The 15201-nt window shown below is 36.1% G+C and carries 15 protein-coding genes and 1 pseudogene; 10 read left to right on the top strand and 6 right to left on the bottom strand.

All coding sequences use genetic code 11. The annotated features are described in order from the left end of the window. Positions 1–362 precede the first annotated feature (362 nt). Positions 363–2111 carry a glycosyltransferase family 2 protein gene (locus AABI20_RS05855; RefSeq protein WP_338347108.1) on the top strand — a complete coding sequence of 583 codons (1749 nt, stop codon included), beginning with the start codon at positions 363–365 and terminating at the stop codon, positions 2109–2111. 362 nt (positions 2112–2473) lie between these two features. Here the strand turns inward: AABI20_RS05855 and AABI20_RS05850 are convergent, their stop codons facing one another. The 3 genes from AABI20_RS05850 to AABI20_RS05840 all read right to left on the bottom strand — a co-directional run bounded on the left by AABI20_RS05850 (position 2474) and on the right by AABI20_RS05840 (position 3782). After that, positions 2474–2659 carry a hypothetical protein gene (locus tag AABI20_RS05850; protein WP_338343695.1) on the bottom strand — a complete coding sequence of 62 codons (186 nt, stop codon included), beginning with the start codon at positions 2657–2659 and terminating at the stop codon, positions 2474–2476. 51 nt (positions 2660–2710) lie between these two features. Then, entirely contained in the window at positions 2711–3127 is a 417-nt protein-coding gene (locus tag AABI20_RS05845; protein ID WP_338343694.1) for a DUF4231 domain-containing protein, read from the bottom strand. Between the two features lie 100 nt (positions 3128–3227). After that, positions 3228–3782 carry a helix-turn-helix domain-containing protein gene (locus AABI20_RS05840; RefSeq protein ID WP_338347106.1) on the bottom strand — a complete coding sequence of 185 codons (555 nt, stop codon included), beginning with the start codon at positions 3780–3782 and terminating at the stop codon, positions 3228–3230. 152 nt (positions 3783–3934) lie between these two features. Here AABI20_RS05840 and AABI20_RS05835 point away from each other — a divergent pair, with 152 nt between their 5' ends. From AABI20_RS05835 to AABI20_RS05805, 7 genes are all read left to right on the top strand, one after another. Then, the gene (locus tag AABI20_RS05835) at positions 3935–4129 is read left to right on the top strand and encodes a helix-turn-helix domain-containing protein (RefSeq protein WP_338343692.1); all 195 of its coding nucleotides are present in this window, start codon (positions 3935–3937) and stop codon (positions 4127–4129) included. A 2-nt stretch (positions 4130–4131) separates the two neighbouring features. Beyond that, positions 4132–4329, top strand: coding sequence for a hypothetical protein (locus AABI20_RS05830; RefSeq protein ID WP_338343691.1), 198 nt, complete (start codon positions 4132–4134; stop codon positions 4327–4329). Positions 4330–4571: 242 nt separating this feature from the next. Beyond that, positions 4572–4790 (top strand): hypothetical protein, encoded by a 219-nt coding sequence (locus tag AABI20_RS05825; RefSeq protein WP_338343690.1) that lies wholly within the window; start codon positions 4572–4574, stop codon positions 4788–4790. A gap of 9 nt (positions 4791–4799) precedes the next feature. Next, complete coding sequence (locus AABI20_RS05820; protein ID WP_338343689.1) at positions 4800–6203, top strand: DUF5906 domain-containing protein; 1404 nt, start codon at positions 4800–4802, stop codon at positions 6201–6203. Between the two features lie 492 nt (positions 6204–6695). Beyond that, positions 6696–7820, top strand: coding sequence for a tyrosine-type recombinase/integrase (locus AABI20_RS05815; RefSeq protein ID WP_338343688.1), 1125 nt, complete (start codon positions 6696–6698; stop codon positions 7818–7820). An 813-nt stretch (positions 7821–8633) separates the two neighbouring features. Next, positions 8634–8783, top strand: coding sequence for a hypothetical protein (locus tag AABI20_RS05810; RefSeq protein WP_338347104.1), 150 nt, complete (start codon positions 8634–8636; stop codon positions 8781–8783). Between the two features lie 948 nt (positions 8784–9731). After that, positions 9732–10349: a DUF5067 domain-containing protein gene (locus tag AABI20_RS05805; RefSeq protein ID WP_338347101.1), complete on the top strand. Its 618-nt coding sequence runs from the start codon at positions 9732–9734 to the stop codon at positions 10347–10349. A gap of 1410 nt (positions 10350–11759) precedes the next feature. Here the strand turns inward: AABI20_RS05805 and AABI20_RS07605 are convergent. Further along, a pseudogene (locus tag AABI20_RS07605) lies at positions 11760–12119 on the bottom strand (helix-turn-helix transcriptional regulator); the annotation flags it as partial. Positions 12120–12454: 335 nt separating this feature from the next. Here AABI20_RS07605 and AABI20_RS05800 point away from each other — a divergent pair. Together AABI20_RS05800 and AABI20_RS05795 are read left to right on the top strand one after the other, a co-directional pair. Continuing rightward, positions 12455–12667 (top strand): helix-turn-helix transcriptional regulator, encoded by a 213-nt coding sequence (locus tag AABI20_RS05800; RefSeq protein ID WP_338345158.1) that lies wholly within the window; start codon positions 12455–12457, stop codon positions 12665–12667. Then, complete coding sequence (locus AABI20_RS05795) at positions 12660–13109, top strand: hypothetical protein (protein ID WP_338347098.1); 450 nt, start codon at positions 12660–12662, stop codon at positions 13107–13109. The genes AABI20_RS05800 and AABI20_RS05795 overlap by 8 nt, the downstream gene beginning before the upstream one ends. A gap of 864 nt (positions 13110–13973) precedes the next feature. Here AABI20_RS05795 and AABI20_RS05790 read toward each other — a convergent pair. Beyond that, on the bottom strand, positions 13974–14513 hold the full coding sequence (locus AABI20_RS05790; RefSeq protein WP_338345163.1) for a GNAT family N-acetyltransferase: 540 nt from the start codon (positions 14511–14513) through the stop codon (positions 13974–13976). Between the two features lie 170 nt (positions 14514–14683). Continuing rightward, the gene (locus AABI20_RS05785) at positions 14684–15076 is read right to left on the bottom strand and encodes a VOC family protein (RefSeq protein WP_338345165.1); all 393 of its coding nucleotides are present in this window, start codon (positions 15074–15076) and stop codon (positions 14684–14686) included. Between the last annotated feature and the right edge of the window lie 125 nt (positions 15077–15201).

The raw sequence follows: 15201 nt of genomic DNA, 5'->3' as shown, positions 1-15201 counted from the left end.
TCCTTCACAACTTTCTGCGAAAAATTAAAAAACTTGTACCGTCATAAAGTCGGGTCAGGTAATACTTTAAATGCAGGGCCTATGTTTTGGTGGATATGGATAAGAGGCTAACGAAGTTAAGAATTTTATTATAAATTTCCCACAGTAATAAACGTTACTTGTATTTAATCTAAACAAAAAGTTTTGAACATGTAGTATATGTAACGTATATAGTATGTGCGAGTTGTCTTTAATAAAAGCGGATAGAGGAGGCGATATAAAAATGATTACGGGGGCTATACAACATTACTCATAGGTGCCAAGTAAATAAAGGGTATCTGTAGCTGGAAAGTATTATTAATAATAAAAAGAGATTTTTTATCATGAGAAAAGCATCGTTACAAGGAAATACTAAAACACTCTCTTCAGTATGGAAGTATCAAAATAAACGCTCGAAACCGTATACCTACAAAATGATTTTATCTATTTGGATAATTACAATGGTTATATTTGAATACTTTACCTTTCGATATGGAGTGCTGCCAACTTATTATGCCGGACACCCGTATTACTCAATGTTAATCATTCTTAATCAGCTGTTTGTGGGTATATTTTTTTACTTTGGCATTCTTCACTTTGTTTTTCCAGTGGTTTATCAGCGTGAAAAACAAGATGTAATAGCATATGAAAATAACGTATTAAGTACAGCGTTACAGGATAATTTTTACCCCAAGGTTTTATTGTTATATACAACATATAACGACTTCCTACCTTATGCTGCCGACCAATGTTTTCAGCAGACGTATACTAATTGTCAATCTGTTATCTTAGATAACTCGACAGATAATTACTACATTAATAAGGTGAGACGATACGTACAGTTACATTCAAATGTTCAGTTAATTCATGATGTAAATAATCGATACGCTAAGGCTGGTAATTTGAATCATTTCTTATGTCACGAGCTCCATGATGATTATGACTATTTTGTTATTTTAGATGCTGATGAGCTTTTAGAAAAGGAATTTGTTGAAAAAACATTAAAATTTTTTCAGTTTGCCCAACAACATGAGCAACGCCAGCTTGGGATTGTGCAAGCTAATCACATTTCTGGTCAGAATCTAAATGAATTTCAATCTCTTTTCTCTTCGTCAGGAAACTCTTTTTGGCCAGTTCAAAATACTGTTCGATCGATGTTTTCAGGGACTTTATCAAAGGATAACAATGGTGAGGTTATCCAAGTATCCAAGGGTGATTGTGTTGATATTGAATTGGGACACGGTACAATTGTTTCAAAAGAATGTTTTGAAGCCGTTGGGCAAATTCCACAAGCCGTTGCTGAGGACCTATGTTTTAGTGTTGAAGCGTTATTTAAAGGATTTAACATACAATTTGTCCATCAAATTTATGGTAACGAAGCTTTTCCTATTAATCAGGCGGCTTTAATGACACGATCAGCTAAGTTCAGTTCAGCAAATTTTGAATTTATGAAATTATACGGTAAGAAGATTTGGCAAACCAAAGTGTTATCCAAAACCCAAAAGTTAGATTTGTTATCCTTTGTTTTATCTGATATCCTGTTTGCTTTGGAATATCTCTCATTAACGTTGAGCTCGATTGTTTTCCCATTAGCGCACGTGCATACGGGAATGCAAACATTTTTTTTAATTCCAACACTGATTGTTTATTTCTCACAATCTATTGCAGATGGATGGTTTCAAAAGTTATCTGGTTGGACTTTGTGGAAAGTAATTAAGTACGAATGTTTAGCTGCTTTTTTATATGGTGGCATGTATTATATTACTGTGAAGGCAGCATTTTTATCATTATTTGGTGTGTCAGCTAAATTCCGAACAACTCCTAAAAAACATAATAAAATTACCTTTTTGGATGCATTTAAAGCGAATTTTTCAGGTATTATTTTTAGTCTATCAACAATTATCATAGTATTGTTTTGTTCTGGATCATCGTGGATTTTATTAAGTTTTGTACCTGGTGTTATCGGTTTCTTGGTTTATTCATTGGCTAATAAAAGCACATATAGTAATCGGAAGGCGCATGTAATTATTGAAAACGGAAATTATAACGCCCTAACAAGCCTTCAGGGAGAGATAGTCCCGTGGGACATTTAAAATCATGGTCAGTGTTATTTTTTATATTCTGTGCGGTTTGTTAGTGTATTAAAGTACTTCATTTTTGTAGATCGGTCTACTTTATCCTCAATCAGAATTCTCAAAAACTAAAAGCTGACACATTCGCCACGATTGGCGAAAGGGGAAAGCACTTCACAACATCACATCTAAGTGCGGTTGTTAATCATCCCCACATAAAAAAGGACCCGCAATTATGCAGGCCCACAGATATTTAATAACAGGAATAACGGCTATTGCATGGCGCACCAACGCAAACATTTAAGTTTAGGAACAATAGCCTATCCCTTAGGTGTATATTACTTTTTTATTGGCTTTAGGTTAATCGTTTAGAACGTCTTATATTAACTCATATGAATGGCGTTCATAAGAAGGATAATAGCGCCTAAAATGAAAATTAAAGAACCCCAGATGATTTGAGTGATGACACTTTTATCACCGAAGTAAAGCCTAAGCAGTGGTGCAATGCTACCAAAAATAAGAACAATGATACCAATAAATACGAGTGCTAATCCAATAAGTGCAATCATGTTTTTTCTCCTTTAATATTTATAATGTGGCTGTTGTGAACATTCCTATGACTATTTCACAGAATCAAAAAAGTCGTCAAGTGATTGTTCAGACGAATTAATAATATTTTTAACTAATGTTTTTACATCTTCATCGTCCGTTTGATCATAAGGGGAAGCGTGAATATCGAAAAGTAATTGTTCCTTTTTGATTGTAATTAGAGCTGTTCCCATTAAATTCTTTTTATCTTCAATTTTGAATGTTGACTTAGTTGTTTGAATTAGTGTGATAATAGCTGAAAATACTGAAACAATAATAAGCAAGTGAACATTTTTTTCGGATAATGAAATGATAATCGGTATGCTAGAAGATAATGTAATATTCAGCATACTCAAAATTGATGAAATTTTTTTGTAATACTTATACTGTGATTCGAGTTTTTTAATGGCAGTGGATAAATTATCTCTTAGCTCTAGTCTTGTTATCATAATATTTTTCCTTCATGTGAACTTTTACCATCCCCGATATCGGTGTTTGATTGCTGTATATCATTAAGCCTTACTCAATCGAGTAGGGTTATTTTTGTGTTTAAGAGCTGGTCAATTTTGATTTTTGTAGTTTGGCGAGTTCATCAATAAAGACACTAGCCCTTTCTTTTGTCTCGTCTTTCAGTTCTTCGGTTGATGAAAAACCACCAGTAGATAAATATTTATAATCAAAGTTTTCTTTTTCTTGCTCTGAAACAATTAAGTCAATATCAGGATTATCAGGGTCAAGATAATTAAAATAAGTGAAAAGGTTATTCATTGACTGAACGGTTTCTTTATCCCCGTATGAAAGCAGTTTAACCATTATTATCAGCCCGTCGATTGTTGGGGTGTTCGGCTGGTTATTAACCTGTTTGAGTGTCATAAGATAATCAATTAATAAACCAATCCCCTCATTAGAGTAAGTGTCTAACCCTTGTAAATGGCTGACAGATACACCAAAAAAATCAGCAAGCTTTTGCCAGGTAGCTAGTTTAGGTTCAGTCTTTTCATTTTCATAATTATTATAAGTACCGCGTGTAATGCCGGTAGCTTTGGCTATATCGTTTAAGGTATAGCCTTTTTCTTTTCGGAGTTCTTTTAATCTGTTAGCCATCTATTTTTCTCCTTATACTAATTATTTAGTAAATCGACATAAAATGCAATATAAATCTAAAAAAATTAGATACATAGTTGACATCTAATAATTTTAGATATAAGATTATTTTTGTTATCTAAGAAATTTAGACAAAGAAAAAGGAGGAGCTGATGAAAGCATTAACAAAAAGCTTTGTTGACGCCCTAACGATTAAGCAGGCACGAGAACGCCTGAACTATGGGCAGTTAGCAGAAAAGACGGGAGTTAATAGCGTGACTATCTCACGAATTATCAATCGTAAGGTAGACACGGCACAAGAACGGACGTTCGACAAGTTGAACGACTGGCTACTAGAGGAGGTATAGCAATGGAGCAAACAGTACAGACGGTCACAGAGTGGCCTAGGTGGTTAACATTGAAGGATGGGGCTAAGTACGCAGGGTGTGCAGTGAACACCTTCAGGAAGCATCTCATTGCCACAGGGAAAGTTAAGGCACATATTACCAGTTACCGAACTGTATACGACAGGGACGAGATTGACCAAGCCATTGAAAACTGGAACTAAGGGGATGACATGCAAATAATCAATATTTTAATCACGCTTGCCACCTTTACCCTCATTGGTTTAGGTGGTGTACAAGTCGGTTATACACTCGGCAAACAAGACAGGGCACGAAAGTAACAGAAAGGAAGTTAGTTAATCCATGACAAAGGCACAAAAAAAGACATCCCCTGAAAGTTTGGCGACAGTATGGGAATGACTTGGATTAAACGCCTTTTTAGTGGCTATTTAACTGTAATTTTATCATGAAAAAACAAGAAGTAACAACGGTATATAAATTAGACCTTGAAATTATATCAGGTTTATCATCAGAAATTAACGCCATTTCCAAGCTGTTAGCAGTTGCAATTAAAAATAAACAAGTGGATGAATACGACAGCGACAAGATATTAAAAAATATCTCGAGTTTGTCCATTGATATTACTAATAAGGTGGGCGAGTTGTGTTTTGAGATGGAAGACTAGGGGGAATTAATGGCAAAAATTGAAAAGCAACCAAAATGGCTAATTGTTGACGGTGATGGCAAACCTAAAAATATTAATCATTTACTACTGGCAGAAACAATTTTAAAAAAACATCCGATCAAGGTTGTCCCATTTGGTAATGACTTTAATTATTACAGCTATAATGGCGTGAATTGGGAAGATACCAAAAAAGAACGGGCGTTATTGAATGCCAAACGGTATGCGATGGACTACCTGAAAGAAGTGGATTTTTATAGTGTGAAGCGAATGGAAGACACAGCCAAGACTGTCATTATTAAAGCACAATTACAATACAATCCATTTATTAAGCAGAAAACGGACAGAGTGGCCTTTAAAAACGGCACATATTTGTTAAAGTCGGGCGAAATGCTAGGGGTAAATGTTCCTACTGATTATTTAGTAAATGGTCATGACTATGAAGCAAGGCCAGAAGGAACAACTACCAATATTAACGTTTGGGGTAAATACATTTTTGGCCCATCATGGGAATACGTAAAAGAGATTGTTGGTTATGCTTTCATACCAGAGCAACACACATTTAATACGCTGACAATTATTCTCGATGAAATAGGAGGAACAGGCAAAAGTTACTTTATTAGCCGTATCATACTCCCGCTTATTGGAAAAGCCAACTTGGTAGCTAAAGACATCGATACCCTGACAGGTAGCAATGGCAAAAGTTCACGATTTGGAACGGTTGACCTCATTGGGAAGTTGGCGAATATCCATTTGGACATTCCCGACACGGTTATTAGTACGCCAGACGCCCTTAAAACCATAACGGGGGGCGACGTGGTGGAAGTTGAAGGAAAAGGAACAAACGCTATCAGTGTCGAATTATACGCAAAATTAATTTTTGCAACTAATAGCCGTCCTAAAATCGCTATGAGTTCGGCACTGGCTCAACGTATTCACCTTGTACCTGTGGTAGCTCCAAAGGTGCGAGATAACCCGCAAGAGGCCGAGAAACGTTCAAAAAAATGGTCCGAGTCTAAAGCTGTTAAAGAAATTGGGAGCTTTGCCATTGAGTGTATTGAGGCCTTTAAACAAGCTAGAGACATTGGCCATCTAACTGTTAATGATGAAATTAAAGAACTAACTGAAGCTTGGGCAATTGAACAGGACTTAGTAACGTTGTTTTTATCCGAGGCCAAAACGCCGCTTCCTGAAGGGGCAGACGGTGGAATAAAGAAAGGGACAGCATATGCACGATTTAGAGATTGGTTAGTTGACAATAAACAACAAAGCAAAATAAAAGAACGGCAATTTAATAAAAAACTCGAATTGCTGGGATATATTGGGGCTAAAACAAGAAACCATCCAGAGGGCGATACCGAAAACCCACAAGCAAGCTGGCTTGGCTTGGACCTGAAAAAGTATACAAAGGAATAGTATTTTGCTGATTTGTTCCGCAAAGTGTTCCGATACAACAAAAAATAAAAAAACAGCTATAAAGCTAGTTATACCAAGCGTTCAAGGAAACTAATAGATAAAGTTTGTTCCGCTAGTGTTCCAATGGTGTAAATGCGTCACTCCTAGAGTCTCTAGGTATTAACTGTGTTTGTTCCATTTGTTCCATATAATTTATTAGTTGTATATATAGGTATATAAAGTATATACGCATATAAAGGAAAAAACGACCTGGAACATTTGGAACATCGAAACAATCCTTAGAGCCACAAGGATTACAGCGTTTTTATAGCGGAACATTTTTGGAAAATTAGCGGAACAAATTAAATAGGAATACTTAAGCTATTACATTGTGCAAAAGTAAAAACGGTGGCAAAATAAGAGTCGTGGTAGTCAAGAGTAATCAAGAACTATCACGCCTTTTTCATTTTGCTTAATCTTTGAAGGAGCTAGAACTATCAGAGAGGCGAACAAATGAAATTAAAAGAGGTTGAAAGTAAAAAAGGTAAGTCGTGGGAAGTGTCGGGAATGCTCGGGACTAACTATGACAAGACCAAAGCACGCGTACAGAAACGAGGTTTTTCAAGCAAGCGAACAGCTCAAGCATGGTTTTATAATGAAAAAGTTCTGTTTGAAAATGGTAATAGTAAATACAATAAAAAAGCCCCCAAGAACGTGCTAACCGTTCGGGAGCTTTATCAAATTTGGCTAGATGGCTACCAGAATACGGTAGAAGAGAGTACCTTAGCCAAAGTATTGAACTATTTTGATCTGCACATCTTACCAGTTTGGGGGGGTGTGCTTGTTAATCAGATAGAGCCAATCAAATTACAGGGTTATCTTAACACAATGCAGGCTAAACTTCTAAGATATAAAAAGGTGGTTGGTTACCTCAATCAACTTACTAAGTTAGCTGTAAAGATGGATATGATTGAGGTTGACCCGTTTACTAAGGTTGATATGCCAAGGGAACGAAAAAGCCAACCAACAAAGAAGGCCATGGATGGGGATGAGTTCCGTAACTTTATTGGGGTGCTAGATAGTCAATATTGTCAGATTAATCGGCAGGCTTACACGCTTTTGAGGCTGGTGGCCTTTACTGGTATGAGGACAGAGGAAGTTCTAGCCTTGCAGTGGCAACACGTTGACTTTGATGGCGGTTATATCAACATAGAACAAGCGCTAGGCCGTGGCTTGCATGGTGGCACTTACATTAAGGGCACTAAGAGCATGACAAGTACCAGAACAATCAAAGTTGCTACTGATATGCTTAGGGTGCTCTCACACTGGTATAACTTGAGCCAACGCAATGAGCCGACTGATTTTGTATTTAACAACAATGGGAAGCCGTTGCAATCATTAAGGCCTAATAAATGGTTACATGAAGTTAGCGATCAGTACAATGTAGCCAATGGGGTAGCAATGCACGGCCTCCGCCACACTTGGGCCACGTTAGCCCTGGAGCAAGGCGCAAGCGTGAAGCAGGTACAGAGTTATTTGGGCCATGCTGACGCCAATATAACCTTAAATATCTATGCAGAGATAACGAAAAAAGCCAAGGAGCAAACAGGGGAGTTTTTGACTGGATTAATCAGTTAGCAAGGGCAAAAGTACAGAAAAAGGTACAATATTAGTGACAAAGCCCATTACACCAGTGATTAACTGGAGTCCCTTCTTCTCCATTTTGCTCATCAAGAGGGGTCACAAATCCCACTGTTAAACGATTTTGATTTTTTGAGTAATCAAGAGTAGTCAAGAGAAATCAAGCAAAGGTACAGAAAAAAATAAGCATGTTCTAGCTCTGTGGCGGCCCTCGGGTCGCTTTTTTTGTTGCTCTAATAATTAAAAAGTGCAGAAAAATATGCCATAAAGACCTGGCGCCCTGTTTTAGGGCGTCAGAAACTCAAAGCCAAATTTTCTGCCAGTTTTGGCAGAAAACTAAAATATCTTTGTTCGGGCAGAGTTGTCAAGTATTGGATAATAGGCTTTAGCTTATTATCTATAAAATTCGTTATCGTTTTGAACGATTAGAAAGTTTTTACTAATTCTAATGTAAATTTGAATGAACAACCGTGCTTGCGAACACGCCTGTTCAAGTTGTCCAGTATTGGACAATGTACAAACACGATTGGAATTTGTCCAATGGTACTAATTTAGTGCGCTTTGTCTAATTGTCAGCCCTGTATAATTATCTTAAAAGCTATTGGGGGATGACATGAAACAAAGGCACATAATCGTTCACTACTTTACTGGATATGCTGATTGGGCTTTAAAAAGGCTTGAATACCGAAAGCAAGCAGAGGGCGGACAGTTTTTAGCAGTCGCTATGCAGAAGAAAATTATAATTTTTGGTTAGAAGTACGCCGGGTGTTTGATGGCTATACAGCCACACTACCGCCAGAAATCATTAAAATGGAGCGTGAACACTATAAGGAACGTATTCCCTTTGGCCAGGCTTACAACATTGTAGCGCCTACTGCTGTGATCCAAGAGGTCAACAACGAACTGAATAGATTGGCAAAGTCAATCGAACAGCCCGAGCGGATCAGACAAGTTAGTTAGTTATCTCCGCCATAAGTGGCGGAATGCCTGTGGTACTGATTTGGTACTTGAAGTGTGGGCATATTTCTAAGGTTGTGAAATGCGATCCCAGCTTTTTCCAAAAGTGGCAAAAATAGACGGGGTGGCGATTTACCACCCATACAAGAATGTTATTTTGACCGAAAGTGGTCAAAACGGCTTCATCAATAAAGCACTTAGAGGGGTGTCCGTTTTGGATAGTCCTTTTACTGTGAGAACTTTAGTTAAAGAGGTCTGTGTATTGCCGACACCTTCGTAACTTCCTGCGAAAGGTTAAAAAACCTGTACCGCCATGAAGTCGGGGCAGGTAGTTGGGCTAGATTAAACCTAGGCCGTTATTTTGTTGGTATTGAATAAGGTAGTGACGAAATGTGACACCCTAAGTTAAACTTAGCCCGTTCATTTTCTCCACTAGTGGGGAAAGCATTGCCAACGGTGCACGGATTGTTTACCGTCTGGACCTAACATAACGATTCGTTATGCCAGCTTATCTTTTCTGATGATTGATATAGGTAGCTAGAGGGGATGAGATGAAAGAGAGTTAGCTAATCAATAGCCGACACAGTGTCGGGTTTGGAGTTTTTGAAACCATAAGTAGCAAGAGTTAATGTCTGTTTATTTTGGACATTCCTTGTACTGATTTTGTGTCATGATTTTTAACCTCTTTTTTCCAAAAGTGGAAAAGATAGGCGAGTCGGTGTTTTGCCACTACGGTCCGTTAGAAGTGGCAAAATTAAACCCCTATGTAAAAAAAATTATACTTATGTTCGTTAAACTATGTCAATTTAATTGTAATTTTGGTTATAAACGGTCTTAAAATTTAACTTTTCTCACATAGGGTCAATAGGATAACTATTCTAAATAAGATAGAATAGTTATAACGTTTTTTTAGAAACAAACCAAGTTGAAAGTAGAGAGGAGATTTAACTGTTGAAAAATAAAAAGAGGTTCACGTCCATATTGGGCTTTGCTACTGTAGTAATAGCTACTTTTGCTATCGTATTGAGTACAACATCTGGTAAGAATAAGGACACAGCCGATTCTCGTTCTGAAGCAAAGTCGCCTAGTAAAACTGCAACCAGCCAAAAATCGTCTAGTGATGATTCAAAGTATGATGGGTACACAAATACAGATTCATCTAACGGTTGGTGGCTAAATGATTCAACTTTCAAAGCGGGTAATTTGAGATTTGATTTTAAAAAATCAGAGGTTGTCACTGGTACAGATAATAGTAAAATTCTTGTAATTCATGCCAAGATGTCGAATGTTTCCCAGAAAAATATTGATTCTGTCGTGATTTATCCAGACACTATTTGGGCAACACAAAAGTCAGATAATCAAGAAGTAAATCTCACGAATGTCGATAATAAACTGCCAGAGAATAGTGCTGCTTTTCAGGAAGCACAGAATTTTCATAAGCAGCTTTTGCCTGGAAAGTCTACAGAAGTCGTTCTCAATTTTGAATTGGTAAATAATAGTCCAATTACGGTTTACTTCATTGGTTATGATAATAAGGAATTAGGACACAAGGTATTCACTATCAAATAACTATTTATTCTGTTGTCCATACTTATAAAGAGTTTACTTATAACGAGCTGTAGCTATTCATATGAATAGTTACAGTTTTTTTATTTTACAATTAAAATAAAAACCAAAAAATCTAATAAAAAAAGTATTATTTCCGTAAATTATAAATTATTCTTGGTGTCTCTTGATTACTCTTGATATTAAAGTGCGGTTGTTATTTCGTTCCCGTTTTGGGATTGAGTAACATCCCCACATAAAAAGGCAGGGTGTGCTTACATCCACGCCCTGAAAGAAAAGGCCTTACTCAATCGAGTAGGGCTATTTTTGTGCTTAATTATGCCAACAAATGCTGACATCTAGGACTTGACAAAACTTGACATAAAAAACCTATGAAAACCTATGCCTACAACCTCATAAAACCTCAGATAAAATGCTAACATTTGCTATCATTTATGTGAGTAAAAGTAAGTATTTTATACCAACAAATACCATCATTTTATTCCAACATTTTCCAACATTTTCCAACATTTTCCAACATTTAACCTTAACAATTATTAACATTTATTCCAGTATTTTCCAGTGTGAACCTTAGCATTTCTTAGCATTTAATCTAAGTAAATATGAGCATAAATACTAGCAAATAATTACATTGCAGTTTGAATAGGCTTGTTATAGTGGTTTTGTACCTGAAAATATGCACTTAAACAGCGTTGCAACGTTGCTGAAAGTGTTGCAAAAAACGTTGCAACCTTTTTGGGGGATGGTTGCAAAAGGTTACACCCAAAAAGTTACATAGTTACAGGCTTTAAGACTTGGTTTAAGCGCTCTTATGGTGGGAATTGTTCCTAGTAATTACTAGTACTTGAAGGATATAAAATGTTAGGTTTTGTTAGGTTTTTAGGTCTTAAAAATGTTAGCAAATGTTAGCATTTTAAGCTTAAATAATCCTAGCATTTTTCAGTGTTTTTCTCTGTATTATAGGGCTATGAATCAGGCGAAAAAGGGTGCACACAAAAGCAAAAAGGGGTGCACCCGCAAAGTCACAAGGTCACAAAAAAGGTCACAAAAAAGTCACAAGGTTACACCTAAAAAGTTACAAACCATATCCCTAAATTAGGGAGTTGGTTGGATCAATATTGACATTAATTGCTACTCCTATAAACTCCTGCATTCTGTCCAAAAAGTCAAAACGGGGTGCAGTGGTAAACAGCTATATTTGGCTGTTTATGATTGTTTTAGCTCTGCACCTTTTTTGAATTGGATCTATTTATTAAAATCGTGCTTTTTTTGAAGATAGCCAATGTTTGAAGGGGATGCAAAGACAAATATTAGCTAATTTTAGCAAATAGGCAGGGCGTGGATGTGTCCACACAGCAAAATAAAAAGCACCCACAAATGTGAATGCTGAATGAGTAGACGAGTGGGGTATGCCTACATATTATTATTAGGGTTAGTGAGACTATCGCTTGGTAGCTTTGTATAGGCGGTGGTATAACTCAAGAATGGGTTAAATCGATCAATGACGGAGACCCCATTGGTATATCCGATAATCAGGGTACTTACCCATATAACTACAAGAGCAATCAGAGATCCGAGAACGACTACTAATTTTTTATATCGACTCTTTTTTACTAAATCTTGGTCCACCTTTTGGGCTAATGTTCTATTGTCCTTTGTCATTTGTTCTTCTCCAAAAATTAATTTTTCAAAAGAAATGTCAAAAAATTGACTAAGCTCGCGTAAAGTGTCGATATTAGGATAATTTTTACCATTCTCCCAAGTTGAAACAGTTTGCCGGCTAACCTAACATGTAATTGTTTGGCTAATTTCTCTTGAGTGAGATGACGACTTATTCGCAAGGCTTTGATGTCTTCTTGAAAACTCATTTCTTTCTCCTATTATTGAAGCAGTTTTACTTTATCAATCCTAGCAAGTGAAACTGGCAAAAGTAAAGCAAGTGTTTCTAGCGTCATAGGTTCAGCCTTTTGTTTAGGTGATTTTTTAGCTTTTCTTTGATTGCTCCGTCAACCAACCTTATGAATATTTATAAATTTTTATTGACATTTTATGTCAAAAGAGTTTTACTTTATATGTAAAACATGTTTTACATTAACGGAAGGAACAATATGAAAAACCATATTCAAGAACTACGAAAATTATATAAATTGTCGCAAGATGAATTAGCCCGCAAAGCTTCCGTTACACGACAAACGATCAATGCAATTGAAAATGATAAATATGATCCTTCGCTTTCATTAGCTTTTGAATTAGCAAATATTCTTCAAGTTCCAGTGCAAGAATTATTTGAGTATACAAAAAAGGAGAATCACCATGTCTAAAACAAAGAAAATTATTCATACTACTTTTTGGTTTAATAACATTTGGCAAGGAGCATTTATACTAGCGGTATTATTTGCTAATTTAAAACGTTATGATTACGCTACATTTGCTGTATTGATAGGATTTTTTGTTGCCTTTTTAGAGTCGTTCACTCTAAAAAAAGTATATAATGTGAAAATTGGTAGCACGATCAATTTACTTGACTTTATTTCAGATGAAAGAGATAAAGATATTGCTTATAAAGTTCACACCAAATTAATGACCACTTACCAACTAATAATCTGGGTTGCAATTATTTTTGCCAATGATTTCTTATACGAAAATCATCTGTTATTTATTGTATGGATAGCCCTTGCACTTTATATTCCAATATTCAATATTATGTATTATGGAATCGCTATGATAAAGACTGATCTTAATAGATCAAAGCAAATATACTAACCTATATTTCGCGCACTACATTATGGTATAAATTTGTAGTCACAAAATAAAAAGGCAGGTCCCATTTTTTGGGGTCTGCTCTTTTTTTTGATGATAAGTCTACTTGTCAACTTTGATCCGAGACTCAGAAAAATTGTCCTATCTTTCATAATTTTGATTTAAAGCTTGTTAATTTTTGTGAAATTACCTTTGATGAGGGCCTTTATGAGAACGTCTATTTAAGAAATGGTCAACAAAAAAAGTAGTGATGAAAAAGATGGCTGCCGATAAAAGATCCCGTGCAAAACTATTATTATGAAACAGGAAATGTATAATAAAAAAGAAAATTATCGCCGCAATCAAATGGACGATTACCTGCTGGTTAATAAATTTTTTCAAAATCAGAGTCTCCTATGGTTAGTTAAAAATTATTTCTGAGAATCTCGCTTAAATAGTGAAAAAATAAACTCAACCACGACCTTCAAAGCGACAAAAAGCAAAAAACTAACAAAAATATAGAGCACAATGTTATGTAGCATTGGGATATACTTTAAAACTCCAACAAATAACAAAATTGTCACCGTTGCTGAATAATCAAAATTTTTAAAAAACTTTTTCAAAATAAATTCTCCCCCCTGAGTTACGTTTATCGAATTGTCCCATATATTTAGGGAAAAGAAAACAAAGAGTCATTTAAGCATCATTTCAAAAAGCGACCAATTCAATGGGTCGCTTCTCAAATCATTTCTGTTTATGGAAATGATCTTGGGTAATGACTGCTAAAGTAGGCGGTCGTTAAGCCGGTTTCGCCATCTGGCATCTGCAAACCAATTGATGCCACCAATGCCTCGTTACTCAAGAATTCCAATGAATCCGCTTCATTTTTTATTGCTGACGAGCAAACCAGTCGTCTTGAAAAATAGCGTAGTGGTCAAAGTCGACCCACTTACCATCATAGAAGACTTCATCTTTCGACCGTCCTTCTTTGACAAAGCCAACTTTCGTGTAGGCTCTTACGGCTCTAGTGTTGAAGGGGAAGACCGACAATTTTATCTTATGCATGTTTAAGTTGTTAAAACCATAGTCCAATATCAAGGATAATGTTTCTTGACCATAGCCTTTTGACCGGTCTTCTTCTCTGGGGAAGCCAACGCCTAGTTCACAAGAATGGTTACGAATATTAATGTTTGACAGACTGACAAACCCAACCAAGCTGTCATCGATGACCTTGCGAACAGTAAACTCAACATTTGCGTCATTCCTAGAAGCATTACGAAAAATCTTTTCCCAATCCTCTGCTGTAAAGGGGTGAATGACGTCACTAGACAGTGGATTGATAAAGTTTTTATCCCATTGCCAGTTGGCGAAGTCCTTGCCATCACCTTCATGGTAATGTGATAATTTTACATTCTTTCCTATAAACATAAATTCTCCTTTTTAACCTTGTATTGTCATTGCTTAGAGTTGAAATCAGAATAAAGGCTGATTTTTTAAAATCAGTATAACGAGATTCTGAAAGTTGCTGGGTGTTATATTACAAACAGTATAACTTAAAACGGCTTAACATATGCTGACCGTTGGGATGCTAGCCTTTTTTAATCCGTAAATCTCAGTAAGTAGCCATTTGAATCTTGAATTAAAAATTCTTTTTGAACAATCAAACCGTCAGCACCTTCGTATCGGTTGACTGTCAGTTTACGAAATAGGGACACACCACTGCTCATAATTTCATGATAGAAATTATCAATTGCTGGGATTTCAAATGATAAATTGATACCACGCCCGAGAGGATAAACGAGCTCTGAGGTGTTCCAACCGCTATCGTGAATTTCTTCCAACATGACCTGGTTACCATCTTTACTTAAGAAAACGAAATGTCCACCTGGTCGTTCATACTCAACTTTAAATTTTAAAGTCTCGAGATAAAAGCGTTTTGATTGTTCAAGGTTAAAGACTGAAAACTCGGGGATGGTTTTATTAAATTTCATTGCTTTTTTCCTTTAGGCAGATTCTATAATTAATTCGAACGATAATTGAAAAACAAAAAACCCAAAGAATTCTTTACAATGGTAGTTGCTAGACAAACCATGAGGAGAAATTCTTTGAGCTATTC

Origin of the sequence: Fructobacillus cardui (genome assembly GCF_963580785.1) — a bacterium.
Classification (GTDB): Bacteria; Bacillota; Bacilli; order Lactobacillales; family Lactobacillaceae; genus Fructobacillus; species Fructobacillus cardui.
This window is presented reverse-complemented; position numbering and strand designations above follow the sequence as displayed.